This window comes from Amycolatopsis sp. NPDC034160, from assembly GCF_055575355.1.
Genome location: NZ_JBVISU010000008.1, coordinates 1 through 25,512 on the forward strand (window position 1 = coordinate 1; position 25,512 = coordinate 25,512).

Below are 25,512 nucleotides of genomic sequence, written 5' to 3' on the forward strand. Positions count from 1 at the left end.
GTGATCGGCTCGGTCGACCCCCGGGTGCCGCTGCGCGCGACCCGGACGGTGGACAGCCACGCGGGCGCGCCGTGCGGAACGTTCTTTTCGAAGAACTGTTCACCACCGACCCCGTCGGGAAACCGGATGAACGTCACCGGACGTCCGACCAGGTGCGGTAGCAGGACCGGGGCTATGTGGGAGTAGTAGTTGATGACCTCGCCCTTGGTGAACCCATCGGGATACAGCGGCTTGTCCAGATTGGACAGCGTGAGCCGCCGAGCACCGGCCTGCACCGTGATCCGCGGTCCCGTCGGCGGCGAGGCGACCGCGAGCGGCTCATCGACTGGTGCGGCGCCCGTCGCCTGGCTGTCTGCGGGCCTGCGAGCGGACCCCGGCGGTGTGGTCTCGGCGGCACGGGGGTGTGGGCGGTGCGGGAGGAGCACGTCGGCGGGTTTCTTGTCCTCGCGCAGTCCTCGCCACGAGGTATGCCTCAGGCGTCCGGCACCGCGGGTGAACTGCCGGAACACCACCTCCCCCACCAACTCCGGCTCCACCCAGCGCGCCCGCGCGGTGTCGGCCCGTGGCGGCGCCACGGCGAACGGGTGCCGTTTCCGCTCGAGGGCGTCGAGCCGGGCTTGCAGCCGACCACGTTCGGCCTCGGTGAACCCGGTGCCGACGTCGCCGATGTAGGCCAGGTCGCCGGTATCGGGGTCGTGGGCGCCCAGCAACAGCCCGCCCATCCGGCCGGCGATCCGTCCTTGTCCTGGCCGATATCCGCAGATGATCACCTCGGTCGTCTGGATCAGCGGATGTTTCGACCACGCGTCACTGCGGCGGCCCGGGGAGTAGGCGGCGGTGCGAAGCTTCGCGATCAAGCCCTCGTGACCACTGGCCTCCACGTGCTCGAGCAGATGTCGCGGGGTCCGGCGGTCAGCGGCCAAATCGGTGAAGGTGAAACCGCGCACCACCTCCACCCGGTACGGATCCGGCATCGGAAGCCGAGTCAGCTGCCGGCGCCGCTCGTCATACGGCTCGGCCAGCAATGACGTGCCGCCGAGCTGTAGCAGGTCGAAGGCCAAGAACCGGACCGGTACGTCCTCGAACGGCTCATCACGGCGAACAGAGCTGCGATGGGTTTGATACCGGCCGCGGCGTTCCTGCAGCAACCCGAAGTCGATTTGCCCTGCCTCGTTGTAGACGACGATCTCACCGTCGAGCACGGCGCTCCGCCCGTCCAAGGCATCGACAAGGACGCCGGCGAGGCTCGGGAACTCATCGGTGAAGTCGATCCCGTTACGACTGGTGAGCACCGTGGTGCCGTCGGCGTCGATCCTCATGCACGCCCGGTAGCCGTCGAGCTTGTACTCATACGCCCATTCCGGCCCCTCCCGCAGCCGCCCCCCGTCCGGCTTGGCGAGCATCGGCTCCACCCACCCCGGAATGCTTGCTTCACCCCGGCCGCCTGCCACCTTCCGCGCCATCACGAGCTCCCGTCACCCGCGGGCCGGACCGTGCACGCCGCCCGCTGTCCGACAGTAACCCGCTTGGCCTAACGTCGCCGGGTATGCGCTGGTCACGACCGTGTGACGAGCAGCTTCGGCGACCGCCCGGTCATCACCCTCGGTATCCACAGGTGGGGCGACGACTTCCACGTGTCCTTGCCGTAGCGGGCACGGTCGTTCTCGTGAGGAGACCGGGCACGACGCTCTCGTGTTCGCGCTCAATACACCGGGCGCCACCGGTTTCGCGTTCTTGTCCCCGGACGCTGGGCACCACGGTAACCCGGATCTCCGGCGCGTCAGTGCAGTGTCGGGTTCACCCGGTTCAGTGTCACGAACTCGTCAACGCCCTCGCAGCGAGACGTCGGCATTTCCAGGTCTGCTCCCGTACACGCGGTGGCTGTGCCTCGGCATCCTGGCCTTGGTCACCGCGGTGAACCTGCGTGGCACCGCCGAAAGAGCGCGGATATTCGTCATGCAGCGCACGTCCATCCGCAACCGTGCCCGCCACGGGTGCTCGAAGGGAGCTGACCAGGAATCCGAAGATCACTCTGGCGGCGATGCGTCATCTTCCTGGCATGGAGCGCGTCGGAGTAGGCGCTCGGTATTTCGTCGCATTCATCGAGCGGGGGAACCATCAGCGCTCATCCCAAGGTATGTCCCCGGTTCCGTCATTTGAGGGAGGCGGACTCGTCGTCCTGGGTACGACACTAGAAGAAAGCATCCAAGCGACAGGAGCATCTTATGACACCACCCGCACCGGCTTTTGGGCGGGAGATCGACGACTATGCCGCCAGTGAGCCGTTCAGGAAATGTGATTCGACCGCCAAACCCGGCGTCGTGGAGTTTCGAGATCTCGTACTCGGCGCCTATCGGGGGACCACCAACATCGGAATCGTCCGCGCCTGCGACTCCGGTGGCGACAGTGAACATAAAGAAGGGCGGGCATGGGACTGGGGAGTCAATGTCAACGGCCAGGAGCACATCGCCGATGACCTGCTGAACTGGTTGCTCGCCACGGACAGGCACGGTAACGAGCATGCGCTCGTCCGCCGTTTCGGGATCATGTACATCATCTGGAATCGCCGGATTTGGGAAGCCTACCGCGCTGACAGGGGTTGGACACGGTACTCGGGGCCTTCCCCGCATACCGACCATGTTCATTTCAGTTTCTCGTGGGAAGGCGCCCGCAAGAACACCACGTGGTGGACGAAAAGACAGGGGGACGACATGGCCGAGGTACCGCAGTGGCAGTGGGACCGGCTGTTCAACCGGGTCCTGCGGATGTCCGCGGGCGTCGAGGGTGAAAACCACAATGGGGAGCAGTTCACCCACGAACAGGCCAGGGCGGACGACATCATCGCCCGTCTGGAGAGAATCCAGTCACGGCTGGGGTGACGACGGTCCATGACCGCCAAAGAAGCCGCGATCATCGGCGGCGGAATCCTCCCGGAGGTGGCCGGTATCGCCGTCGCCGAGGCGGATCGAGCCGGGCTACCGCTGGCCATCGGCTGCGTCATGCTCATGAAGGAAACCGGCGGGGGACGCAATGTGTACGGGCACGACTCGGTGAAATGCGGGCCCGTCGGTGGCCCGGTGACCGAGGGGAACTACCGCACCTATCTGCAGAACCGATCCCGCTGTGGGGCACAAGGGGTCGGCCCCGCTCAGCTCACCTACCCCGGGATCCAGGACCGAGCGGATCAGCTCGGCGGGTGCTGGCGGCCGGACATCAACATCCGGGTCGGATTCGACCTGCTGGCCGGTTACGTCAAATCCGGCAGCGTGCGCGACGCGTTCAGCCGCTACAACACAGGAAAAGCGGGCGATACACCGTACGCCCGTGACGCGATGAGCAAGCTTCCGCACTGGGAGCGGATCGTCGACCAAGCCAATGAAACGAGGGAAGACATGGCCGAGGTGCCACAGTGGCAGTGGGATCGAGTGTTCAACCGGGTCCTGCGGATGTCCGCGGGCGTCGAAGGCGAGAACCACAATGGGGAACAGTTCACCCACGAACAAGCCAGGACAGACGACATCATCGCCCGCCTGACCAAGCTCGAAGAACTCCTCGCCGACAAGAACCTCGCGAGTATTCCGCAGTGGCAGTGGGATCGGGTCCTTGACCGGGTCTTGCGGATGTCCGCAGGCGTCGAAGGCGAGAACCACAATGGGGAACAGTTCACCCACGAACAAGCCAGGACAGACGACATCATCGCCCGCCTGACCAAGATCGATTCGAAGCTTCCAGGATAGTCGTTCCAAGACAACGTCGGCGAGGGAAGTGACCTGTGGTCGTGAGTGGATGCCCGGTTCGCCGGGGCATCCACCCACGACCCAGAATATTTGGCGCGGTGCATCTGCCGTCGCTTCAAGCTCTCCGTTCGACGATCATGCCGCCACCGCGGCTCTGATGCGCCAGAGGAACCGCGCGGGCCCGCCGTCGATCAGCGAGTCGATGACCGCCAAGACATCGACCCACCAGATACCGAGCCCGATCAGCTGCGCGGTGCCACCACGGGGTGAGGTGACCACCTCGTCGCGCGTATCGGTCATTGACGTCGACCGGGAACGCGTCGTTCTTGGCAACCGCTGTGGGGTGGCTTGCCGCCGACACCCGTGGCCGGCTCAGCCGGTGTGGCTTCGAGCGCGGCACTGTCCCTGCGGGCGACGGCGGGTGGATACACCATCCGAAGCAATACCCCGGTCATCGCGGTGGTCACCAACGCCATGACCACCATGAGGGAGTAGAGGTCCGCGGCCAGCACGCCGATCTGCAACCCGACGTTCAGCAGGATCAGCTCGGTCAGGCCACGGGTGTTGAGCAGAATGGCCAGTACGGTCGAGTGCCGCCGCCGGGCGCCGCCGATTCGCGCGCCGACGTAGCCGCCGATTCCCTTTCCCCCGATAGCGGCAGCCAGGATGAGCCCAAGCTGTCCCAGCCCATGTAGGTCCACAGTGGATAGATCGACGCTCAAGCCGGCGCCGGCGAAGAACACCGGGATCAGCAATACCTCGATGCCTCGCTCCACGCGTGGCAGTACCTGCGCGCGCAGGAACGCCACACCACCCTCCGGCATGGCGACGCCGAACATGAACGCGCCGAAGATGAAGTGCAGCCCCATCCAGTCGGTAGCCAGCGAAGAAGCCGTTGCGCCTGCAGCCAATAGCGCGAACACGGCGCACCCGGACAGAACACCGTCCATCGGGTGCCGTCGCAACCACCACCTCGCGACCGGGCGCACGACCGCGAGGAGCACGACGACCAACGGCGCCGCGAGCAGGACCCGCCAAGGATCGGCCTCCGCCCCGGCGATCGCCACCACCACCGCCAGCAACACCCAGATCAGCACGTCATCGAGCGCCGCGCAGGCCAAGGCGAGCGCGCCGATCGGCGTGTCGAGCAGGTCGCGATCGCGGAGGATCCTGGCAAGTACCGGAAACGCCGTACAGGCGAGCGCGGTCCCCATGAACAGCGCAAACACCAGGCGGCCGCCGGCCGTGCCGTGGTCATCGAGCACCAACGCGAGCAGCACACCGAAACCGAACGGCACCGCGATGGCGCCTGCCGAGACCGTCGACATGATCCGGCCGCGCCCGCGTATCGTGCCCAGGTCGACGCGCGATCCGACGAAGACCATGAACACGCAGATACCCACGTCAGCCAGCACCGCGAGCACCGGGCGCACCTCATCCGGGAACAGCGACCTGGTGAACGCGCCACCGGCCAGCGTGGGACCGAGAAGGATCCCGCTCAGAATCTCCCCGATGACCGGTGGTTGGCCGAGCCGGCGGGCAAGGGCACCGAGCAGCCGCGCCGCCACCACGATCGCCGCCAGTGCGACGAACAGGTCCGCGAAACCCGGCACGGTCAACGTGTCCGGCCAGTGCGGCCCGGGGCGTCACACATGAGCGTTCCACTGGGCTATTACCTCGAGAATCCGGTTTACCAGCTCCGCCGGTGTCGACCGATGCGGATGAAGGGTGAGCTCGGGATCGCCTGGTACCTCATAGGGCGCGTCGATGCCGGTGAACCCGACGATCTCGTGCGCACGCGCGCGTGCGTAGAGCCCTTTCGGGTCACGCTGTTCACACACCCATAGCGGGGTGTCCAGGAAGACCTCGGTGAAGGACAGCCCATCGGCTTCGTGTAGCCGCCGGGCACGGTCCCGATCGGCCCGGTAAGGGCTTATCAGAGAGACGATGGCGATCACGCCCGCATCGGCGAACAGCCGAGCGACCTCCGCGACCCGGCGGACATTCTCGGTCCGGTCGGCGGCGACGAACCCGAGATCCGCGGTGAGGCCGTGGCGCAGGTTGTCGCCGTCGAGGACGTAGGCGGCGCGGCCCTGGGAGACCAGCCGGCGCTCCAGCTCCGTGGCGAGGGTGGACTTCCCGGAGGCGGACAGACCGGTCAGCCACACCGTGCCACCGGTACCCGGCCGATCGCCGCGGGACACCGCCGAGCGATGCCACCGGATGTCCGTCGCGGAACGGCCGCCGGCCAGGATCATCCCCGCGGCGACGGTGTTGCCGGTGGTCTGGTCGACCAGGATGAAACTTCCGGTGTCGCGGTTGCTCCGGTAGGCGTCGAAGTCCAGGGGCTGCTGGGTCCGGAGGGTGATCCGGCCGATGTCGTTGAGCGCGAGGGCGTTCGCCGTGGTGTCGTGGTTCAGAGTGTCGATATCCAGCCTGTACCCCACGGCGCGCACTTCGGCGCGCACCGCACGGCTCGTGTGCTGCAGCCGGTAGCGTGCCCCTGGCAACAGCTCGCTGTCGTCGGTCAGCCAGCAGACGAGCGCGTCGAGATCGCGCCCGGTCGTCGGACGATTGTGCGGACGGCACAGTAGATCACCCCGGCCGACGTCCAGATCGTCGGCCAGCCGCACGGCGACGGCCTGCGGCGGAAACGCCGCGGTCAGCTCGGTTCCGCCCGGACCATGAAGGGTGCCGACGGTGGTACTCAGGCCGGAAGGCAGGACAACGACGTCGTCGCCGGGGCGCAAGACTCCGCCTGCCATGGTCCCGGCGTAGCTGCGGCGCCCGTGCCTGTCGCGGATCACGTGTTGCACGGGCAGTCGTACGTCGGCGAGGTTGCGGTTGGACGCGACGTGTACGTCCTCCAGGTGCTGGAGAAGCGGCGCCCCTTCGTGCCACGGCATTTCCGTACTGCGATGTACCACGTTGTCACCACGCAGAGCCGAGACGGGGATGACGGTCAGGTCCGGTATTTCGAGGTGCGCCGCCATGCGCAGGAAGTCGTCGCGAACCTCCTCGAAGCGCTTACGCGACCAGCCGACGAGATCCATCTTGTTCACGCACAGGACCAGATGGCCGACGCCGAGCAAACCGGCGATCAGCGCGTGCCGCCGCGACTGCACGAGGACTCCGTGCCGTGCGTCCACCAGGGTCAGCGCCACATCCGCCGTCGAGGTGCCGGTCACCATGTTGCGGGTGTACTGCACGTGCCCCGGCGTATCCGCGATGATGAACTTGCGCTTCTCGGTGACGAAGTACCGGTAGGCGACGTCGATCGTGATGCCTTGTTCCCGTTCGGCACGCAGGCCGTCGGTGAGCGCGGCGAGATCCGGCCCGGCGTCGCTCTCGACCGCGGCGAGCTGGTCTTCGAAGACCGCCTTCGAGTCCAGGAGCAACCTTCCGATCAAAGTCGACTTTCCGTCGTCGACGCTGCCTGCGGTGGCGATCCTGAGCAAAGGAGCCATCAGAAGTACCCCTCTCGTTTGCGATCCTCCATGCCTGCCACGGATATCCGGTCGTCCGCACGGGTGGCACCGCGCTCGGTCATGGTGCTGGCAGCGACCTCCGCGATGACCTGTTCAGGGGTCGACGCCAGCGACTCGACGCAGCCGGTGCAGGTCGCGTCGCCGATGGTGCGGAATCTGACGGACGCCTCGAACAGCTCCTCGCCCGGTAACAGGGGCATGAAATCGTTCTGTGCCATCAACATCCCGTCGCGCGCCAGCACGGTACGCCGATGGGCGTAGTAGAGCGCGGGCAATTCGATCCGCTGCTGCTCGATGTACTGCCAGATATCGAGTTCGGTCCAGTTGGACAACGGGAAGATCCGGATGTGCTCCCCTGACCGATGCAGCCCGTTGTACTGGCGCCACAACTCCGGGCGCTGCGCGCGCGGATGCCACTGACCGTATTCGTCCCGGAAGCTGAACACCCGCTCCTTCGCACGGGATTTCTCCTCGTCCCGGCGCGCACCACCGAGCACCGCGTCGAAACGGTGCTCGGTGATCGAACGAAGCAACGTCGCCGTCTGCAGGCGGTTCCTGCTCGGGCGCGGGCCCGTATCCTCCACGACCCGCCCGGCGTCGATGTCGTCCTGCACCTTCGCGATCAGGAGCCGTACACCGAAACGTTCTACCGTGAGGTCGCGGAAAGCGATGACCTCGTCGAAATTGTGACCCGTGTCGACATGCAGCAGCGGGAAAGGAACCACCCCCGGCCAGAAGGCGCGTGCGGCGATATGCAGCAACACCACCGAATCCTTGCCACCGGAGAACAACAGCACCGGCCGTTCGAGGGTCGCCACGGCCTCACGGATGATGTGTACGGATTCGGATTCGAGGTGCTGCAGGTAGGACAGCTCGTAGGTTTCGGTCGGCACAGATCTCCTCCGGTATTCGTCGATCCCGTCGCGGTGCCGGCTTCCGGGCGCCGTCAGGTGCGAGGCAGTAGCGCACCTCCGTTGACCTGCACGACCTGCCCGGTGATGAAGCCCGCATCGGGGGCGGCGAGATGGCAGATCGTCGCGGCGACCTCGTCGGGGGTCGCCCCGCGATTCATCGGGGACTGCCTCGCCCTGCCGTCATGGAATTCAGGGGACATCCGGTCGCCGTAGAACTCCGTGTCCGCCACGTATCCGGGTGCGACGATGTTGACGGTGACCTGGTCGCCCGCCAGCCGGGCGGCGAGCTCGGTCGACCACGGATACAACGCGGCTTTCGCTCCCCCGTACGTGGCCGGACCACGCTGCGCCGCCACCGACCCGACCGTGACGATCCTTCCGCCGGGCCTGCGCAGTAAGGGAAGCAAAACCTGGGTGAGCAGGACGGCGGGGAGCACGTTGGCGCGCAGGTTCGCGTGCCAGGCGTCGGGCAGCGCTTCCAGTTCCTGTACCCGGCGTGGGTCGGCATTGCCGCCTGCGTTGTTCACCAGGGCCTGGACCGGGCGTCCGTTCACCGCGGTGAGGACGGCACGTGCTCCGCCGGGCGTACTCAGGTCGGCCGCCACCGGGACGACGTGCGGCCCCAGCGCCTCGGCCACGGCCGCGAGCCGATCGGCGCGGCGCCCCACTATGACGACCTCGCCGATGCCCCGGTGCGCGCCGATCCGCGCGGCGACGGCACGGCCGATCCCGGTCGCGGCCCCGGAGACGACCGCGACGCCGTCCTGTGTCGTAGGCGTCACGAGATGGCGGCTCGCGCGCGTTCCACGACCCGCATCGTCAAATCCGGCGACTCACCGAGGTAGCTGGCCGGCTCGAACAGGTACTCCTGTTCGGCGTCGGTGAACCGCTCGGTGATCGCCGGATCTTCGGCCGCGAGCTTACGGACTGGGATCTCCTCGGTACGCGCTCGTTGGGTGAGCTTGTAGACGTACTCGTGGGCCTGCTGTTTGCCGATGTACGCGCCGAGGGCGAACATGAGCCGCTCCGACATCACCTGACCGGTCACCGTCTCCACGTTGGAGCCCAGGCGCTCGGGGTGCACGATAAGCCCGGTGACGACCTCGGTCGCGATCTCCGCCGCGGCGAGGCAGTAATGCGACACGTCCGGAACGCACGCCCATTCCAGCCGGAGTGAACGCGCGTCGCGCTCGTGGTCGCCGACCATCGCGGTCAGGGCGAGTCCGGCCTGCGCTGCGGCGAGCCTGGCCAGCACCACGATCTGTTCGCACCGTTCGGGATTGCGCTTGTGCGGCATCGTGCTGCTGCCCACCTTGCCGTCCCGCCACGCTTCCTCGACCTCACCGAACTCCGGGCGGGAGAGCGTGCGGATCTCGTCGGCGATCCTGGCCAGGGTTCCGGTGATCATCGCCAGTGTGTTGACGAATTCGGTCACCCGGTCGCGAGAGACGTGCCATCCGAGTTCGGGAACGACGAGCCCCAGCCGGTCGGCGAACCGTTCCAGCGTCGCACGGCCAAGGCCGTCGAAACTCGCCATCGTTCCGGCACCGCCGAACAGTTGCGCGGTCGGAGTGTGCGCACGGAGGTGAGTGAGCCGGTCACGCTGACGCAACAGCTCGTCGAGCCAGCAGGCCACCTTCAGGCCGAAGGCCATCGGCAGGGCGGGCTGGGCGTGAGTGCGAGCGAGCCCGATCGTCCTGGCGTGCTGCTCGGCGGTGTCGGTCAGGCTGAGGATGATCCGGTCAAGGGCGGGCGCCAAGGTGTCGAGTACGTCGCGGGCCTCCAGGGACTGACCGGTGTCTTGAATGTCCTGGGTGGTCGCGCCGTAGTGAATGAACTGTCCCGCGGGGTCCCCGCACGCGGCCTCCAGGGCGCGGAGCAGGCCGACGAGCGAGTGCCCGGAGCGTTCCGTCTCGACCCGGACCAGCTCGAGGTCGACGTGGTCGAGGTCGGCGACGGCGGCGATCCGCTCCGCGGCGTCCGCCGGTATCACGCCGAGCTCGCTCTGGCTCAGCGCCAGCGCCGCCTCGACGTCGAGCCATCGCTGCTTGCGGCAGATGTCGCAGAAGATCCGCCTGCTGGCGGCGGTGGCGTAACGATCACCATAGAACAGTGAGTCGGTTATGTGACCGCGCTCATGACGGCAGTGTTCTGACATGGCACCTCCAGTTCAGTGGGTGGTGGTGGGGGCGAAGTCCCGCAGATAAGGGCAGCCGCCGTAGGGCAGCGTGCCCGGGTCGGCGGTGCGGTCGGCGGCGAGCTGAAGGGCTGCGACGCGGGAGCTGACCTTCCGGCGGCGCGACTGCTCGGCGATGTCCGCCAGGAGATCGTTCATCAGGCGACCGAGCGCGTCGAGGACCTGCCGCGGGGTCGGGCATTCCCGGGGACCGAACAGTGCTTCCATCGACGCGGACCCGCCGATTCCGCCGATGAAGTCCGGGATGACCACGACGCCTCGCCGCTCCAAATCCCGCTCGACGTGTTCGTCCAGTCCACAGTTCGCGCCCACCGTCACCGCCGGAACGGCGAGGCGCGCGGCCTGCGCGGTGCTCATCGCGCCGGCCGGTCCGGCGAGGATGAGCACGTCGGCCGGAACCGTGAACAGCTCGGCGGGCCTGCCGCCGGATGGCATCACGGGGACAGGGCTCGCGATTGAGCTGCCGAGCATGGCGAGGACGTCAAGGCCGCCGGATGCGGCGACGGAGCCGTGTTCATCGCCGACCGCCACCACGCGGGCGCCGTACTCGTTCAGAGCGCAGGCCGCACCGCGGCCGAGATTGCCGAAGCCCTGCAACGCGACGGTGAGTGTGCCCGCGCACCCCGCCGCCCGCGCCGCACCGAGACCGGCGTGGGCCAAGGCCTGTCCCGCCCGGCGGGCGGAGACAGGAAGCCCGTCGACGGGGTTCTCGAGTACCGCGATCCGGCGGGCGAACTCATCGGCGTCGAGCCGTTGAGCTGTCTTGACCGCGTACTTGATCGACGGCAGGCCGGTTCCCGCGGCATGCCGGTTGAGCTCCGCCCACCCGGTCCCCATATCCGGCCCCATGCTGTACCGGGTGGCCAGTTCGTCGTGGAGGAAAGCGAAGAACCGGCCCAATACCGCACCTTTGTCCGGCGAGGCAGGGTCGAGATCGAGCCCGCATTTGGCACCGTCGACGTTGAGCCCGAGCACTCGTTGCTTGACCGCCATCCGCTCGGCCAGCGTTGCCAGGGTCCGCGCGTCGAGACCGGCCTGCACCCGGCACCCGCCGGCCGCGAGCCGTTGCCGTCCGCCGCTGTAGGCGAGATAGCCCTTGGTGCCGAGAACCGGGTCGATGAACTCGATCACGTCGTGTATCACAGTGCGCTCCCTGTCCGGTGGTGTTCGGGTGCGAGTGCGGCCGCGACGTCGGCGGCGACGAGGATCGCCGTGGGCATGCCGTCCCGCAGCACCACGCAGGCGCCGTGTTCGGCGATGCGGGCGGCCGCGAGGTCCAGCCGCTGTCCCCAGCCGACACGGGGCAACGAGGCGATGACGTGTTCGGCTACCGGGGCGTCCCACCGAGCCCGACCGGCGGCGACCCGCACCGCGATGTCGTGTTCGGCGACGAATCCGCTGATCTCCGGTAGCCGGACCGGCGCGGAGGCGGAACTTACCGCCAGATAGCCGGTCTTTGTGTCCCGCATGTACTGCCACGCGGTCGCCAGCTGCTCTTCCGGGGCGATCACTGGGAGGTCGCGGCGGACCGCGGCGGCCACCGGGACCCCGTCACCGAGAGCGGTGAAACCGTGCGCGGCCAGCCAGTCGTCGTCGAAGATCGTGTTCAGGTATCCGCGCCCCGAGTCGGGGATGAGTACGACGACGACCGCGTCGGGACCCGAGCGCGCGGCCACCCGCAACGCCGCGGCGACCGCCATTCCGCCGGAGCCGCCGGTCAGTATTCCCTCCTCCCGCGCCAGCCGACGGGTCAGGGCGATCGCCTCCGCGTCGCCGACGGTGACGATCTCGTCCGGCACCGTCGGATCGAAAGCCGCTGGGAGACTCGGTTGTCCGACACCTTCCAGGTAGTACGGACGTACCTCGTCGCCGCTGTACGCCGAACCTTCCGGGTCGACACCGACGACCCGCACCCTGTCCCCGGACACCTCGTGCAGGTACCTGCCCGTCCCGGAGACTGTGCCGCCGGTCCCGAGCCCGGCGACGAAATGCGTGATACGGCCTGCCGTCTGTTCCCAGATCTCCGGCCCGGTCAAGGTGTAATGAGCCTCCGCGTTGGCGGGGTTGTTGTACTGGTCGGCGCAGTAGGCGCCGGGGGTCTCGGCGGCCAGGCGGACGGCCACGTTCCGATAGAATCGAGGGTCGGTCATCGGCACGGTCGCCGGGCACACCACCACCTCGGCCCCGTAGGCCCGTAATGCGGCGATCTTGCTGTGCGAGACCTTGTCCGGGCAGGTGAACACGCACCGGTAGCCGCGTTGCGCGGCGACCAGGGCCAGCCCGATGCCGGTGTTGCCCGAGGTCGGCTCGACTATGGTGCCGCCGGGGCGCAACAAGCCGTCGCGCTCGGCCGCGGTGATCATGCCGACCGCGATCCGGTCCTTGGCCGAGCCGCCGGGGTTGAACTGCTCGAGCTTGGCCAGCACCAGCGCGCCGGAGCGATCGGCGACCGCGCCCAGCCGTACCAGTGGCGTCGATCCGACCAGGTCGAGCATGGAGTCGTGGTATCGCATGGCTGCCTTCCAGGTCGTCGTGAGCGGTGTCGGCACGGCTGACCCGGTCATCGGCGAACCGTCGCCGGGGTCAGCTGCACACGGCTCGTGCGGACCGCGACGAGGGACGGGCCGGGGTGGTCGATCGCCTTGGCCAGGCAGGTACGCACCTCCGCGGGCGTGGCGGCGCTGAGTCCGAGTGCGCCGTATGCCTGCGCCAGCAGGTGGAAATCAGGGTTGGACAGGTCGGTGGCTATCTCGCGGCCCGGGTAACGTCCCTGTTGGTGGAGCCGGATGGTGCCAAGCGACGCGTTGTCCGACACGACGAACACCACCGGCAGGCGGCGCTCACAGACGGTGGCGAGCTCGCCACCGTTCATCCCGAAACCGCCGTCCCCGATGATCACCACGGTGGGCACCGCGGGGTCCCGCGCCGCGACGGCCAACGCCGCGCCGGGCGCGAACCCCATGGAGCTGGAGTCGATACCCACGAGCCTGCCGTTCTCGGCGAAGCGCAGGTACCGATACGTCCAGCTGGTGAAGGTGCCCGAGTCGACGACGACCGTGACAGCGCCCGCAGTCAGCTCGTCGAGCGCCGCGGCGATGTCCCCGACCGTGACCGAGTCCGAATCATCCGTGGGAGGAACCCAGCGTGCCCTGTCCTGTTCGATCGTGTGCAGCCGCCGGCGCCACTCATCGCGTGGCTGGTGCGGGGCGCCGGCGTCGGCGAGCTGTGCGAGGAAGTCCACCGGGTCCATGGCGAACCCCACAGTGACCTTGTGGTACCTGCCGATCCGGGCAGGGTCCATGTAGACGTGGACCAGAGGCTGGTCAGGCTCGGGGCCGCGAGGGAACCGCAGCTTCCTCGTCGTTGTCTGCCCGAGTCTGGTCCCCACGGCGAGGACGAGGTCGGCGCGGTCGAACTCGGCGAGCTGCGCGGGCCCGGAAGCGTTGTGCAGGTGACCGGCGTAGCAAGGGTGCCGGTTGTCCAGCAGGTGCTGGTTCTTGTTGCTGGTGAGTACCGCGATGTCCTGCCGCTGGGCGACTTCACGAAGCAGAACGCGGCCACGAGGCGTGTCCAGCGCCGATCCGGCCAGGAGCAGCGGGCGCCGCGCCGAGGCGAGCAGGCCACGCACCGTGTCGAACTCGGGCCCACCGGGCACCACGTGCCCCAGCTCGAACCGCGCGGCCGGTCGGTCCGCGCCGTCCCGGTCGAACACGTCCTCCGGCACGTACACCACGACTGGCCCCGGTGTCGCCGACTCCGCGACCCGGAACGCTCGCCGGACGATCTCGCCGGTCGAGGCTGGATCGTGCAGCGTCCACACCGCTTTCGCCCGATCGCCGAGGGGGCGGCCCGACTGGAACGTCTCACGGTCGAGCTCACTGGTGGATACGTCCCCGACGAAGACCACAAGCGGCGTCGCGTCCTCGGCGGCGGCGTGCACCGCGATCGCCGCGTTCGCCGCACCAGGAGCGCGGCTGACCAGGCATACCCCGGCCCTCCGAGTGATCTTCGCGTCCGCCAGCGCGGCGAACCCGGCCGAACCCTCGTGCCGGCAGCCCACCACGTCGATCCCGGCGCAGTCGTACAACGCGTCCAGCAACGGGAGATAGCTCTCTCCGGCAACGCAGAAGATACGGTCGACGTCGTGGGCGAGGATGCTCCGCGTCATGGTGTCGGCGACCGTCGCGGCGGCAGCGGTCATTAGACCGTGTCCAGGACGGTCGCCGACCGGTATTCCGCCGTCGCCTTGTCTTGCGGATAGATGATCGCCGACTCATCGAACCCCTGGCCATGCTCCTGGTACTGCAGCAATACCAGTTCCGGGCAGGCGTGGTGCCAGTGGGCAGGCCCGCGTTCGTAGCGGATCGGGCCCCGCCAGGTGGCGAACTCCATCGCCTCCATCGCGTCGATGAGGTCTTCCCTGCCGCTCGACCTAGCCGAGCGACTTGCGGCCGCGACGACGGTGACGTCGGTGAAGTGGGTCAGCGCGGTGTCAGGCGGGAACTCACCATACCGCTGCCGGTACCGCTCGGTGAACCAGCGGCCGATCTCGGTCATCCCGGACCAGGACGGGCGATACTGCATCGCCGGCCACATCGCACCGACACCGCTTGTCCCGGCGAAACGCCAGAAGTCGTTCGACCGCAACGGATAGCTGAAGGGCACCATCAACGGCGTACCGGGCAGCAGGCCAACCTTCGCGGCGGCCTCGATGATCTGGTAGTTGGTCCGGACGACACCTCCATTGATCAGCAGGTCCGGACCGTAGTCCCGGATCCTGCCGAGCAGTTCGGGGAAGTCCGTTGTGCCGTCCTGCTCGAAGTTGATCCGATGGAACTCCATGCCGTGCTTCGCGCTGCCGTAGCTTTCCAGGGTGTCCCCTGTGTGCAGCCCGAACGCCGTGTCCGCACACACCATCCCCACCTTGCGGATGCCCAGCCCTGCCGCGAAGTCCAGCATCAACGGCACGCGATCTTGCACACTGAAATAGGATCGGAAGACGTTGCGCCGTTTCTGCGCGGTGATCTCGCTGTATCCGTTCTCCACGAAAATCGGGATGTCGTACTTCGTGGCGATGTCGACCACCCAAGGAGTGGTCCGCAGGTGCCACTGCCCCATCACGGCCACCACGTCGTCGACCAGCGCGAGCTTGGCCATCTGACCCGCCGCGGACCGGAACATACCCTCCGTCTTGGCGGTCGCCTGGTCGTCGTAAAGGACCAGTTCGATCTGCCGGTTGTCGCGCGCGCCGCCATGCTCTCGTACGTACTCCGCCCCAAGGCAGGCACCGCGGGTCACCAGCTCCCCGGCCGTGGCGTCGCCCGGCTCGCTCAGCGGCGTGATGATGCCGATCCGCAGCGGATCCGTACCTGCGTTCTCGTTCACCTCGCGCACCAGCGCCTGCGCGCGCTCCAGGTGAGTTGGCTCTGGCATCTGTTGCTCCCCTTCCATCAGACTTCCTTCGGAACAGCAAATTCCTCGATATAGCCGGAGAACCGCTCCGCCAGGGCATCGGCCCTCAGCCCGAACTGTTCCGCCCGGTACGGGTAGCCGGGCCGAGTGCGGTTCGCGGACAGATAGCGGTTCATGCGCCCGCGCACGTCCTCGGTGAGCGGAAGGTCCGCGGCCGCGCAAATCCGGGCGACGACCTTCATCGGATCACTCACCAGGTCGGCATAACGCACGTCGAGCAACGGCTGCCGGAATGGCCCGCCCTCACGGTGTATGCCATCCAGCACCGGTGCGACTCGCCTCAACCAATAGTCGCCGATCGCGCGGTCGTCCACGGCCGCGGAACTAGCCCTTCGCACGACGGAGGTCAGGTTGCAGACACTCGGTACCGCCACCGCCGGGGAACGGTGCAAGCGGACGACCAGTGCGTCCGGGTACACCTCGGCGAGGTCGTCCAGGTACCACAAATGGGACGGTCCTTTCAGGAGGACCTGGTCGCCGGGAAGCCGATCCAACAGCACCTGCAGCTGGATACGGTGATACCGGTACACCGCCACCATGGATTGACTGTCCAACCATTCCGAATAACGTGGAACGTGGTACCGCAGCGCGAAAATCGGATCACAAAATGTATTGGCGGTCAGCCGATGGCATTCTTCGGGAAGTTCGACGTGAAGCGGATGGATGTACTTGAAGGCCGGCGCCATCCTGTCGTACTCGGCAATGTAGGCCGCGCACTGCTCCACCAGCTCCTTTGCAGGATCACGACGAGCGGGAGCCATCATCTCCCACAAGGCCGGACCACGGAGCCGAGGGTGCTGGGCGAGCAAATGTTGCAGAAAGGTGGTGCCCGTGCGCAGCAGCCCAGTGATGATGATCGGCCGGAATCGCCGCCGGGTCAGGTCCGGATTCTCCGCGATCCGGCGTTCGGTCTCGAACTGCTCGACGAGCGAACGCACGAGCGACTTCCTCGCCCTGACGTGTCCCGCGGCGCACAACCGCGCCTCTTCATCGAGCGAGCGCACCAGCTGTTCCAGTGCCGGCAGATGGTGGAGTTCGCGGTCGCCGTCGCCATGGGCACGCCGCGCGGAATCCACCAGGGCAGACACCTCCAATAATTCCTGATCGGTCGGGACATTGTGGTCCGACTTCACGCGAACTCCTCGCTCTTGGCACGACGAGACAGCAAACAGCACCTATGGTCAGCTGACTCGAATAAGAGCATCCAAATCAGCCGGACACAACGCATCGACCAATCCATGAAAGGCGCATACACACGTACCCCAGGAAGCATCTGCTAAACGAAGGAAAAGAGACTGATCTCAGCCACTGCAACCCACCCATTCATCACAGGAGATCCACTGGAACGAGTGTAGCAGATATGACGACAGCTTCTTCGAGCTTTCGCGAATGCTGCAGATTGAATCCGACAAGCAAGATCAAATTGGCGAATTCGTAGTCTGGAAAGCAAAGGACCATCGATTCGATCAAGGTTTGAATCGATGGCCGCCGAGCCGGACCTACAGGGGAAACCAAACACAACGAACACGACCATCGCCACGATCGCAATCCGTGATATGTCGATGCATAATAATTCGCAAATGGGTGACCGTGGTGAATTCTGCCCAACAAGAAACACTCTCAGCTAACCGGCCTGGACGAACCATCCGAGCGGTAAGCCCGCGGCACCGATAATTCGAGGTCGGCCCCGTGGAATACCGTCCGGTGTGATAGGCATGGCCACGTCAGGAGCAAAGCTTGCCACGGGCGGTACCGGCTATTCTCCCGCCCATCGAACGCTCTCCGAATCCAGCTCGAAGCCAGAGTTCTACTTCATCGCCCGCGCAGCTCGACCGCGACCGCAGCAAGCACCAATGCTCCGCCGACGAACGCCCCAGCCCAGAGCGACTCGTCAAGTACGGTCGCCCCGATCACGGCGCCGACGAGCGGCGTGATGTAGGCATAGGTACTGACCAACGACGTCGGCGCACTCTCCAAAAGGCGCGTGTAGAGCATAAAGCCGAGGAGCGAGTCGAAGACGAGGAGGAACACCGCCGCTCCGGCCGAAGTCCAGCTGACGTCCGACCACAGAGCTGGATCGAGCTGACCGAGAGACAACGCGACCACTAGCAGCACGGTCCCGCCGGCGAGCAACTGGACCGCGCTGGCGACCACTCGATCCAGCGGACGGTCGACGCTCGCCGCCAGCAAACTTCCCGCGGCCCACAGGATCGGTGCGACGCAAAACGCCACGACCCCCCACGGCGCCCCGCCGATCGCACTACCCGGCGCCGTCAGTACCACGATCACGATGCCGCCGAACCCCGCCACGAGCCGAGCCCACGACCCGGCCGACACCCGGATTCCGATCAATCCGCTCAGAAGTACCACCCACAACGGGATCGCCGCGGCGAGGATCGCCCCGAGACTGGAGGTCACGGCCGTCAACGCCACCGTGGCAAGCCCTTGCCCACCGACCAGCAGCAGCACGCCGGCCGCCGTCAGCTTGCGCAATTGCCGTCGCGTGGGCCGGGTACGCCCACGCGCGACGACGGCGAGCACGACGCCGGCGAGCAAGAAGACCAAGGCCGCTCCGCCGACGGGCGGCACCGTGTCGACCATCAGTTTCATCGCCGGGATGGCCGAGCCCCAGCACGCATAAAGCGCAAGCAACAGGAGGAGCACCTTGCGATCGAGGGGCGCCCCGATCGTCTTCCCACTACCCCGGCGCGTCGTTCTGCCGGTGATCATCGCAAAGATCCTCACACTCTTTTGATCCACGTTTTCACTCGGGCTGGCGACCTCACGTCATCTCCACCACCAGCAACGAATACCGCACAGCCGGCTCCTCATACGACTCCATAATGCGCATACCCACTGCGTCCAATAGGTCATTGAGTTCATCGACTTCGAACTTGTGGGACGTGTCGACGGTCACACGCTCGCCCGCCTTGATAATTCCCCGCAGGTTCAAGTCGGCGAGACAGAATTCAACGTCGACTTTTGGCCATATCTGCGCTTCCATGCGGCGGGCATCCGTGTTGTAGGTCAATCTACTGTCGAATACCGCCGGATCGAAGTCGCCATGAAATAGCCTATTAATGCAGGTCAATCTGTTGACAAGGAAATTATGCCACAGATCATAACCAGGCGGGTCATTGTAAGCTCTCTCGAGCATGGAACGAGGCTTGTCGAAGTCGACACCGATAACCACGAGATCGCCGCGACTGCCCGCCGACCTTATGTTCACCAGTAATTCGCGCCGCTTCTGCTCGCTCATGTTACCCAGCGAGCTGCCCATGAACATGAACAATCGCGACGCTTCCGGCCGCTCGCCGACAACCCTCAATCCACTGTGGTAGTCACCGCCAATGGGCCAGACCTCGAGGCCTTCGATGGAACCCGCCAGCCTCGCGGACGTCCGTCGTAGCATCTCTTCGGAGATATCGATCGGCACATATCCCAGCGGAGCTGATAACTTCGCGGACATCTGCTTCAGCAGCAATTCGGATTTCGTGGCCGTTCCGCAACCCAATTCGACGATTTCGTTGATTTCGGCAAGATCACAGATCGTATCGACATTGCGTGACAGCATTTCCCATTCCGTGCGATATGGATAATAGGTGTCCAAATCGCAGATTTGCGCGTACAGATCCGACCCGCGCTCGTCGTATCCATACACGGTTGGGATTTGCCTTGGAGATTCGGAAAGACCTGCTATCAGATCTTGAACCTCTCCCGTCGCGTCATTCACTCGCACGTCGACCAAGTCATTGACCGCGCCCATTCCCACCATCCCATGCAGAGGTTTCACGAGAACGAACAGTGCGTCGCCGATCTCGCGAGCGAGGAATCATATGCGTTCACTTGCCAGCGTGGCGCAAAACCGCGCTGTTCACCATCAGTACGCTGAAGCCAAGCCCGCAGCGGCTATGTGCGCGTTCTCTATCCCCAACTGGCCAGTCCTGGTGGCGGCCCGCGCTTGTGCCGCCCATAACAATGTCGTAGCCAGAGCTTGTGCGGGCTCCCCGACAAAGGGACCTTCGGTCACCCGAAGTACGTCCGCCTCGGCGCGTCGTTCCAACTCGCGAGCGAGAGTTTCCAACATCCCGCCAAGGGCACTGAGAGTATGCCCGAGCAAGCCCAGTTCCCCGACCAGTGCCACCGTGGAAACCCTGTCCACAGGCAGAGCCGCAGCGAGACGCGTCGCATCACGCGCGACCCTGAGCAACTCGCTCTGGTCACCCCGATCCAGGGATTCACCACGAGAACGCGTCATCGCCGATTGGCCTGGCGATAGAGGGTTTCCACATCGACGGTACAGCCGAACGACAGGTGAACGACATCGCGCCAAACTGGTCCCTGCCGCGCGATCTCAAGCCATACCCCGATAGGCACCATGTCGATAGGCACCATGTCCGACCACCTCCCCTATGACAGTATACTGCCATTGGCGACAACATGCTGTCAAACGATCACGCTGAGGAGACAATGGGTAGCCGAGCGGTGGAGGAATACAGGCTGCTGATCGCCGACGTATACGAGCTGGCAGGTCTGAGTCGCCGGATCGGTGAGCGTGAGGCCGCCGGTGAGGGGACGACCGTCGCGCGCTGGCACGTCCTCAGCGTGGTCTCCGAGGAACCGGCCGCCGTGCCGGAAATCGCGCGCCGGCTCGGGCAGGTGCGCCAAGGCGTCCAGCGTGTCGTCGACGACCTCGTCAACGCGGGCGACCTGATGCGGTATCCGAACCCGGTCAACTCTCGGTCACCCAAGGTCGGCCTCACGCCGTCCGGCCGCATGTTGCTCGACCGGCTGTGGGCTGCCAGCGAAAGCTCGCGCCGAAGAGTCACAGCCGAGGCCGACCTCGATGAGGACGCATTGCGCGCGGCTCGCCGTACCTTGCGCCGGTTGACGGTCTCCCTCCGGGCGGTCGAACGCCATCCGAACGACGACCGCACACCTTGACACGGACGAGAGCGAAGAAGGCCGGCGGTATCCCGCAGGCAGTGATCGGCAGTGCGGGAGACGTCTACATCGGACTGGACGAGCACGGCCGGGCACGTGGTCAGAGAGATTCAGGTGCGACTGCCGCACTGGGCGACTGCACGACGTCCAAACCCTGGATAGTCAGCGTCCGCCGGTCAGCGGACGATCGCGGTGTGGTCGGAGACGTGGGCTCTGCGCCGTTCGGACAGGCTTCACATACCGGCTTTCAGTACGTCGATCTCGCAGCCTGGCGCGGCCGGCTCGAAGCCGTGCTCGACCAGCCAGCGGATCCCCAGCAGGCTCCGCGACGACCACCACCCGCGGATCACGTCGAGGTCGACCTCGGTGCCGTAACCGGCCACGACATCATCGAGGTGTTCCCTGTGGCCGAGCGTCAAGGTGGCGAGATCGAACAGGGCATCACCTTGGGCCGCCTCGGTCCAGTCGATCACGCCGGTGATCTTGTCACCGTCGACGAACACGTGGCTGACCTGCAGGTCGCCGTGCGTGAACACCGGGGTCCACGGCCGGAGCGCGGCCTCGGCGACCTGGCGGTTCCGCGTCACCAGATCGGCGGGGAGGACGCCGTTCGTGAGGAGCCACTCGCATTCGGCGTCGAGTCGCGAGGTGAACTCGCCGGGGGTTCGGCCGGGCCGGGGTGGCAGCGGCGCGTCGTGCAGCAGCCGCACGGCGGCGCCCGCGGCGATCCAGGCCGACGGCGACGCTGTCGACGGCTCGCCGAGGCGGCCGAGCGCCTTACCCGGAAGGGCGGCGAGCGCGAGCACGGGCGGCTTGCGCCACAGGATTTCCGGGGTCGGGATCGGAGCCAGAGTCATCGCCTCGACCTCGATGTCGGTACGCGCCTGATCGGCGTCGATCTTCAAGAACACGTCGCCGGCGCGCAGGGTCGCGCATTCGTGATGGGCGACGACGACTTCGACCTTCATGCCTGCCATTGTGGCGGGAAGGGCCACCGACGTCGCCGGAGTTTTCGTCCGAGTGTCCACCATGGATTCCAGCGCGTCCGAGTTTGACCCGAGGCCCGCTACGCCGCCTTCGCGCTATCCCGTATTCCGAACGATGTGCACGGTCGACCGCCAGAAAACTGAAGCGTCGCAGGTTGCGCCTGGCGCCCCGGATCCGACGGGCGCGGCCATCCACATGAGTACGCCGCAGCGGACCCGAGCCTTTCGGGTCCGCTGCGTACCTTCGTATCCAGAGGTGTGCCTTCCCTGCCGACCGGGTAACCGCCGCACGACCGTGTGCCCAGCCGAAGGACTTCAGATGAGTGACAACACGCAGCCGAGCGACACTCCGAGCCCGGAGAAACCCCGCGAAGACTGGGCGACCGGTGATGAGCCGATGACCGGGCCTCAGCGCTCCTACCTGCACACTCTCGCCCAGGAGGCGGGCGAGACGATCCCGGAGACCTTGACCAAAGCGGAAGCGTCGGAGCTGATCGACCGGCTACAGGACCAGACCGGACGTGGGCAGTAACCCGCCTTCCGCCGCCGCCGTCACCAAGTGGGGCGGATCACTCGATCGACCAGACGTCTGCACAGCTCGCTGGTCGCGGCGAAACTGGCGGGCAACCCCGGACGGCCGGGTTGCCCGCCAGTTTCGAGTACCGCCTGGAGTTCCGGTCGCCTTGGCTGAGGTCTAGCCGAAGATCCGGGCGCGCAGTTCTTTCACTGTCTGGGCCGAAGCGATCAGGTCCAGCGTGTCGAAGTGCAGCGACCAGGCCGTGCCGGTCGCGGTTTTCACCGTCCGCTCGACCAGGCTGAAGGAGATCGTGCGCGGGTCGGCGCCACCCAGCGCCACCGCAGTACCGACCCACTCCCGGTATTCGGTGCCACCCGCGGACACGGTGGCCCGCGGCTCGAGCTCGACGTCACGAACCGCGCCGAACAACCGGTCCAGGTATTCGGTCATGGCCTGGCGGCCGGAGATCGGGGCGCTCAGGCCAGGTCCCTGCAGAGCCGCCGTGCCGTCCAGCCCGGCGACCAGGATCTCGGCTATCTCCTGGTTCCAGGCCAGCTGCCGGACTCGCGGCGGCAAGGGGATCGCCGGGGCCGGATCGGTCGCCGACGAGGTGATTCCCTCGAAAAGGTTCCGCAGTGGGTTCGCCGGATCTTCGACCGGGCGGAACATGTTGACCTGGTCCCAGAACCGCCTGCCGTCCTGCACCCGGGCGGGATCCTTGCCCGCGGCGGGATCCCCGAGGACGAGCCGGTGCATCGTCTTGAACGAGACCGGCTTGCCCTTGATCGTGCCGGTGTTGAGCGCCTCGATGAAAACGACCCTGCCGTCCGGGCCGGAGGTGACGGTCTCCGGTACGAAGACATAATCCGGGACCAACCGGAGTACGCCCTCGATCTGGCTCTTGATTCCCGCCCAGTCCCGAGGCGTTTCGAGCCCGCTGTCCCACAAGCGCGCCGTCCCGTCTTGGACGAACAGGTTCAAGTACGCGCCGACATCCTGGGCGTTTCGTCCCCAGGCGCGGTAGGTGTCCACGAACTGCCGCACGTTCGCCGGTACTTCCGTCGTGGTCCGGTCCGGTTGCCGGGCAAGAGGTTCGGCGTTCGCCGAGGTCGCCAGGATGACACCGGACAGAAGGGCGGCCGTGAGGGCGGGGATGAATCTCGAAACCCGCATCGGGTTTTCTCCGATCACTTCGGTGGAAAGCCGGTTCCCGGCTCGGTCTCATCGCAGGAACGTGGTGATCGGCGATGCCGGTCACCAGGTCTTCTCGGTGGGGTGCTCCTGCTCTGCCCAAAGGATCATCGAGAAGCAGCACGCTGTCGATTACCTCTGGGGTAAGGGCGAGGCCGCCGGGTCAGAGCCGACACCGAGCCAGGCCGTCTGTCCCGGGCCAGGTGTCCCGCGCGCGTGCATCGATGGCGGCCAAACGGGGTAAGCGTCGGGTGACCGGGTTCCGTCGGTCACCCGGGGCTGGTGGGGCCCTCGAATGAGAGGAAAGGGATGGCCCGTATCGAGAAGGACGAATCGACGTCACCCGGGGCTGCCGAGTTGGCTCGAATGCGGGCGTACCGATTGAAGCGCGTTCAGCAGTCGCTGAGCGAGGCGGGCTACGCGGGTGCCGTGCTCAATGACCCGGTCAACATCCGGTATGCCACTGACGCGCGAAACATGCAGCTGTGGACCATGCACTTCCCGAGCCGGTATCTCTATGTGCCGGCCAGCGGGCCTACGATCCTGTTCGAATACCGCGATGCCGACCACCTCAGCGAGGGGTTGGACACCATCGGGGAGGTGCGGCGGGCGGTCGCGGTCAACCACATAGCGGGTGGTCCTGACGTGGCCGAACGGGCGAGGAGCTGGGCCGCCGAAATCGCCGACCTGGTGGACGGGCAAGGTCCGCTGGCGATCGACCGGACAAGTGTGCCGGAGCTGTCCGCGCTGCAAGACGTCGGCGTCGAGGTGCGGTACGGCCAGAGCGTGCTGGAGCGCGCCCGGATGATCAAGTCCAGTGAAGAGGTCGCGTGCATGCGCAGGTCGCTGGAGGTGGCGGAAGAGGCCCTCGCCGAGGTGGCCGAAGCGAGTTCACGCCCTGGTATGAGTGAGAACGAACTCTGGGCCATCCTCAACCGCGTGAACGCCGAACAAGGTGGGGAATGGATCGAGACACGGCTGCTGAACTCGGGGCCGAGGACCAGGCCGTGGTACCAGGAAGCCGGACCTCGGGAGGTCGAAGCGGGGGATTTGGTGTGCTTGGACACCGACATGATCGGCCCGTTCGGTTACAACGCCGACGTGTCCCGGACCTTTCTCGCCGGTGACGGACGGCGAAGCGGAACGCAACGAACCCTCTACGCTCTCGCTCGCGAACAATTGGAGCACAACGCCGCTCTGTTGCGGGCGGGGCTGACTTTCCGGGAATTTCGTGATCGGGCCTGGCTGCCACCCGAAGGCTATCGCAAGCACAGTTTCGGTTATGTGCACGGTGTGGGGATGTCGGTCGAGTATCCCCAGGTTCCGCCTGCGTACGAAGCGCGGACACCGTCCTACAACGGCACACTCGAAACCGGAATGATCATTTGCGTGGAAAGCTATGTGACCGCTGACGACGGTACGGAAGGTGTCAAACTGGAAAACCCGTATTTGATCCGGTCTGGCGCGGGAGAACAGCTGACGACCTTTCCCTTCGAGGACACTCTGTCAGCCTGAACCGACGCGAGAGCATGTGGTGACGGGCGCCACCGAGTCACCCCTGTCGCCGCTTTACGAAAAGGGAATCCCCGACCGTTGCTGCCGCCGCACACGCCGCGTCATGAGCACACCGGGGATGGCGACCCCGAGCAGAACAGGGAACGCGGCGATGATCCCGAACCAGAGAAAGATGGCGATGTACCCGTAGGCAGCGTTTCTCGTGTCCGCGTCCGCCTTCGCAAGGAGGACAAAGCTCGTCACGAACGCGACCACCATGAGAACCGCGATGATGATCGCGAGCCAGACGAGTACACCGGCCCATCGCCGGTAGCCGGCACTTACTCGCCGCGCTTGCGGTGGCGCATGCGCAGCGGGCATCCGGGCGGGATGAGGGATTGGCTGCTGGTCGGACATGAACCCATGTTCTACATTGCACAGCTCCGAAACGCCACTCACGCGAGCCCGGCTCAAGCTGTGAGCCGGCTTGTTCACCGCATGACGGCGCAACCCGGTCACGACCCCGACGACGCCATGCTGAGTTCGTTGTCGCCCACCGGCAAGAAATACGT

General features: G+C 66.2%; 22 protein-coding genes. 5 read left to right on the forward strand and 17 right to left on the reverse strand.

Translation table 11 applies throughout. From position 1 onward, the window contains the following. On the reverse strand, positions 1 to 1,463 hold a 1,463-nt coding region (ligD, locus tag ACZ54P_RS17805), incomplete at its 3' end, for a non-homologous end-joining DNA ligase (RefSeq protein ID WP_465462631.1). A 762-nt stretch (positions 1,464 to 2,225) separates the two neighbouring features. Here ligD and ACZ54P_RS17810 point away from each other — a divergent pair. Beyond that, on the forward strand, positions 2,226 to 2,879 hold the full coding sequence (locus ACZ54P_RS17810) for a VldE C-terminal domain-containing protein (RefSeq protein WP_465462632.1): 654 nt from the start codon (positions 2,226 to 2,228) through the stop codon (positions 2,877 to 2,879). A 9-nt stretch (positions 2,880 to 2,888) separates the two neighbouring features. After that, on the forward strand, positions 2,889 to 3,737 hold the full coding sequence (locus tag ACZ54P_RS17815) for a hypothetical protein (RefSeq protein ID WP_465462633.1): 849 nt from the start codon (positions 2,889 to 2,891) through the stop codon (positions 3,735 to 3,737). 135 nt (positions 3,738 to 3,872) lie between these two features. Here the strand turns inward: ACZ54P_RS17815 and ACZ54P_RS17820 are convergent, their stop codons facing one another. The 13 genes from ACZ54P_RS17820 to ACZ54P_RS17880 form a co-directional block, all read right to left on the reverse strand. After that, positions 3,873 to 4,037, reverse strand: coding sequence for a hypothetical protein (locus ACZ54P_RS17820; RefSeq protein WP_465462634.1), 165 nt, complete (start codon positions 4,035 to 4,037; stop codon positions 3,873 to 3,875). Then, positions 4,034 to 5,350: a cation:proton antiporter gene (locus tag ACZ54P_RS17825; protein ID WP_465462635.1), complete on the reverse strand. Its 1,317-nt coding sequence runs from the start codon at positions 5,348 to 5,350 to the stop codon at positions 4,034 to 4,036. Before ACZ54P_RS17825 ends, ACZ54P_RS17820 begins: the two co-directional genes overlap by 4 nt. 33 nt (positions 5,351 to 5,383) lie before the next feature. Beyond that, a complete protein-coding gene (cysC, locus tag ACZ54P_RS17830) occupies positions 5,384 to 7,204 on the reverse strand; it encodes an adenylyl-sulfate kinase (RefSeq protein ID WP_465462636.1) in 1,821 nt (606 codons plus the stop codon). Continuing rightward, complete coding sequence (cysD, locus tag ACZ54P_RS17835) at positions 7,204 to 8,118, reverse strand: sulfate adenylyltransferase subunit CysD (protein WP_465462637.1); 915 nt, start codon at positions 8,116 to 8,118, stop codon at positions 7,204 to 7,206. Before cysD ends, cysC begins: the two co-directional genes overlap by 1 nt. Before the next feature lie 53 nt (positions 8,119 to 8,171). Beyond that, positions 8,172 to 8,921, reverse strand: a complete 750-nt coding sequence (locus ACZ54P_RS17840) for an SDR family NAD(P)-dependent oxidoreductase (protein WP_465462638.1) — start codon at positions 8,919 to 8,921, stop codon at positions 8,172 to 8,174. Then, positions 8,918 to 10,297, reverse strand: coding sequence for a class-II fumarase/aspartase family protein (locus ACZ54P_RS17845; RefSeq protein WP_465462639.1), 1,380 nt, complete (start codon positions 10,295 to 10,297; stop codon positions 8,918 to 8,920). Before ACZ54P_RS17845 ends, ACZ54P_RS17840 begins: the two co-directional genes overlap by 4 nt. 12 nt (positions 10,298 to 10,309) lie before the next feature. Further along, positions 10,310 to 11,479 carry a Glu/Leu/Phe/Val dehydrogenase dimerization domain-containing protein gene (locus ACZ54P_RS17850; RefSeq protein ID WP_465462640.1) on the reverse strand — a complete coding sequence of 390 codons (1,170 nt, stop codon included), beginning with the start codon at positions 11,477 to 11,479 and terminating at the stop codon, positions 10,310 to 10,312. Beyond that, a complete protein-coding gene (locus tag ACZ54P_RS17855) occupies positions 11,476 to 12,900 on the reverse strand; it encodes a pyridoxal-phosphate dependent enzyme (RefSeq protein WP_465462641.1) in 1,425 nt (474 codons plus the stop codon). The genes ACZ54P_RS17850 and ACZ54P_RS17855 overlap by 4 nt, the downstream gene beginning before the upstream one ends. Next, positions 12,897 to 14,537 (reverse strand): thiamine pyrophosphate-dependent enzyme, encoded by a 1,641-nt coding sequence (locus ACZ54P_RS17860; RefSeq protein ID WP_465462642.1) that lies wholly within the window; start codon positions 14,535 to 14,537, stop codon positions 12,897 to 12,899. The genes ACZ54P_RS17855 and ACZ54P_RS17860 overlap by 4 nt, the downstream gene beginning before the upstream one ends. Beyond that, positions 14,537 to 15,769, reverse strand: coding sequence for an ABC transporter substrate-binding protein (locus tag ACZ54P_RS17865; RefSeq protein WP_465462643.1), 1,233 nt, complete (start codon positions 15,767 to 15,769; stop codon positions 14,537 to 14,539). Before ACZ54P_RS17865 ends, ACZ54P_RS17860 begins: the two co-directional genes overlap by 1 nt. A gap of 17 nt (positions 15,770 to 15,786) precedes the next feature. Further along, positions 15,787 to 16,941: a sulfotransferase family protein gene (locus ACZ54P_RS17870; protein WP_465462644.1), complete on the reverse strand. Its 1,155-nt coding sequence runs from the start codon at positions 16,939 to 16,941 to the stop codon at positions 15,787 to 15,789. A 679-nt stretch (positions 16,942 to 17,620) separates the two neighbouring features. Next, the gene (locus ACZ54P_RS17875; protein ID WP_465462645.1) at positions 17,621 to 18,538 is read right to left on the reverse strand and encodes an EamA family transporter; all 918 of its coding nucleotides are present in this window, start codon (positions 18,536 to 18,538) and stop codon (positions 17,621 to 17,623) included. Between the two features lie 52 nt (positions 18,539 to 18,590). After that, a complete protein-coding gene (locus tag ACZ54P_RS17880) occupies positions 18,591 to 19,601 on the reverse strand; it encodes an L-histidine N(alpha)-methyltransferase (protein ID WP_465462646.1) in 1,011 nt (336 codons plus the stop codon). A gap of 677 nt (positions 19,602 to 20,278) precedes the next feature. Between ACZ54P_RS17880 and ACZ54P_RS17885 the strand changes: the two genes are divergently transcribed. Further along, positions 20,279 to 20,752, forward strand: a complete 474-nt coding sequence (locus ACZ54P_RS17885) for a MarR family winged helix-turn-helix transcriptional regulator (RefSeq protein ID WP_465462647.1) — start codon at positions 20,279 to 20,281, stop codon at positions 20,750 to 20,752. A 233-nt stretch (positions 20,753 to 20,985) separates the two neighbouring features. On the opposite strand, the gene ACZ54P_RS17890 is transcribed toward ACZ54P_RS17885, so the two are convergent. Next, entirely contained in the window at positions 20,986 to 21,720 is a 735-nt protein-coding gene (locus ACZ54P_RS17890; RefSeq protein WP_465462648.1) for a phosphotransferase family protein, read from the reverse strand. Positions 21,721 to 22,057: 337 nt separating this feature from the next. Here ACZ54P_RS17890 and ACZ54P_RS17895 point away from each other — a divergent pair, with 337 nt between their 5' ends. Beyond that, complete coding sequence (locus ACZ54P_RS17895) at positions 22,058 to 22,270, forward strand: DUF3072 domain-containing protein (protein ID WP_465462649.1); 213 nt, start codon at positions 22,058 to 22,060, stop codon at positions 22,268 to 22,270. 162 nt (positions 22,271 to 22,432) lie between these two features. On the opposite strand, the gene ACZ54P_RS17900 is transcribed toward ACZ54P_RS17895, so the two are convergent. Next, entirely contained in the window at positions 22,433 to 23,428 is a 996-nt protein-coding gene (locus tag ACZ54P_RS17900) for a hypothetical protein (protein ID WP_465462650.1), read from the reverse strand. Between the two features lie 327 nt (positions 23,429 to 23,755). On the opposite strand from ACZ54P_RS17900, the gene ACZ54P_RS17905 reads away from it, so the two are divergent. Next, the gene (locus tag ACZ54P_RS17905; RefSeq protein ID WP_465462651.1) at positions 23,756 to 24,961 is read left to right on the forward strand and encodes a M24 family metallopeptidase; all 1,206 of its coding nucleotides are present in this window, start codon (positions 23,756 to 23,758) and stop codon (positions 24,959 to 24,961) included. Between the two features lie 54 nt (positions 24,962 to 25,015). Here ACZ54P_RS17905 and ACZ54P_RS17910 read toward each other — a convergent pair whose 3' ends face one another. Next, a complete protein-coding gene (locus tag ACZ54P_RS17910; protein ID WP_465462652.1) occupies positions 25,016 to 25,357 on the reverse strand; it encodes a hypothetical protein in 342 nt (113 codons plus the stop codon). Positions 25,358 to 25,512 lie beyond the last annotated feature (155 nt).

What these genes read in the sequence shown, in the direction of transcription:
- ACZ54P_RS17865 (WP_465462643.1), bottom strand. Translation starts at nt 15,769, where the DNA reads ATGCCAGAGCCAACTCACCTGGAGCGCGCGCAGGCGCTGGTGCGCGAG.
- ACZ54P_RS17845 (WP_465462639.1), bottom strand. Translation starts at nt 10,297, where the DNA reads ATGTCAGAACACTGCCGTCATGAGCGCGGTCACATAACCGACTCACTG.
- ACZ54P_RS17885 (WP_465462647.1), top strand. Translation starts at nt 20,279, where the DNA reads ATGGGTAGCCGAGCGGTGGAGGAATACAGGCTGCTGATCGCCGACGTA.
- ACZ54P_RS17855 (WP_465462641.1), bottom strand. Translation starts at nt 12,900, where the DNA reads ATGACCGGGTCAGCCGTGCCGACACCGCTCACGACGACCTGGAAGGCA.
- ACZ54P_RS17900 (WP_465462650.1), bottom strand. Translation starts at nt 23,428, where the DNA reads ATGCGGGTTTCGAGATTCATCCCCGCCCTCACGGCCGCCCTTCTGTCC.
- ACZ54P_RS17910 (WP_465462652.1), bottom strand. Translation starts at nt 25,357, where the DNA reads ATGTCCGACCAGCAGCCAATCCCTCATCCCGCCCGGATGCCCGCTGCG.
- ACZ54P_RS17905 (WP_465462651.1), top strand. Translation starts at nt 23,756, where the DNA reads ATGGCCCGTATCGAGAAGGACGAATCGACGTCACCCGGGGCTGCCGAG.
- ACZ54P_RS17875 (WP_465462645.1), bottom strand. Translation starts at nt 18,538, where the DNA reads ATGATCACCGGCAGAACGACGCGCCGGGGTAGTGGGAAGACGATCGGG.
- cysC (WP_465462636.1), bottom strand. Translation starts at nt 7,204, where the DNA reads ATGGCTCCTTTGCTCAGGATCGCCACCGCAGGCAGCGTCGACGACGGA.
- ACZ54P_RS17860 (WP_465462642.1), bottom strand. Translation starts at nt 14,537, where the DNA reads ATGACCGCTGCCGCCGCGACGGTCGCCGACACCATGACGCGGAGCATC.
- ACZ54P_RS17895 (WP_465462649.1), top strand. Translation starts at nt 22,058, where the DNA reads ATGAGTGACAACACGCAGCCGAGCGACACTCCGAGCCCGGAGAAACCC.
- ACZ54P_RS17820 (WP_465462634.1), bottom strand. Translation starts at nt 4,037, where the DNA reads ATGACCGATACGCGCGACGAGGTGGTCACCTCACCCCGTGGTGGCACC.
- ACZ54P_RS17810 (WP_465462632.1), top strand. Translation starts at nt 2,226, where the DNA reads ATGACACCACCCGCACCGGCTTTTGGGCGGGAGATCGACGACTATGCC.
- ACZ54P_RS17815 (WP_465462633.1), top strand. Translation starts at nt 2,889, where the DNA reads ATGACCGCCAAAGAAGCCGCGATCATCGGCGGCGGAATCCTCCCGGAG.
- ACZ54P_RS17890 (WP_465462648.1), bottom strand. Translation starts at nt 21,720, where the DNA reads ATGAAGGTCGAAGTCGTCGTCGCCCATCACGAATGCGCGACCCTGCGC.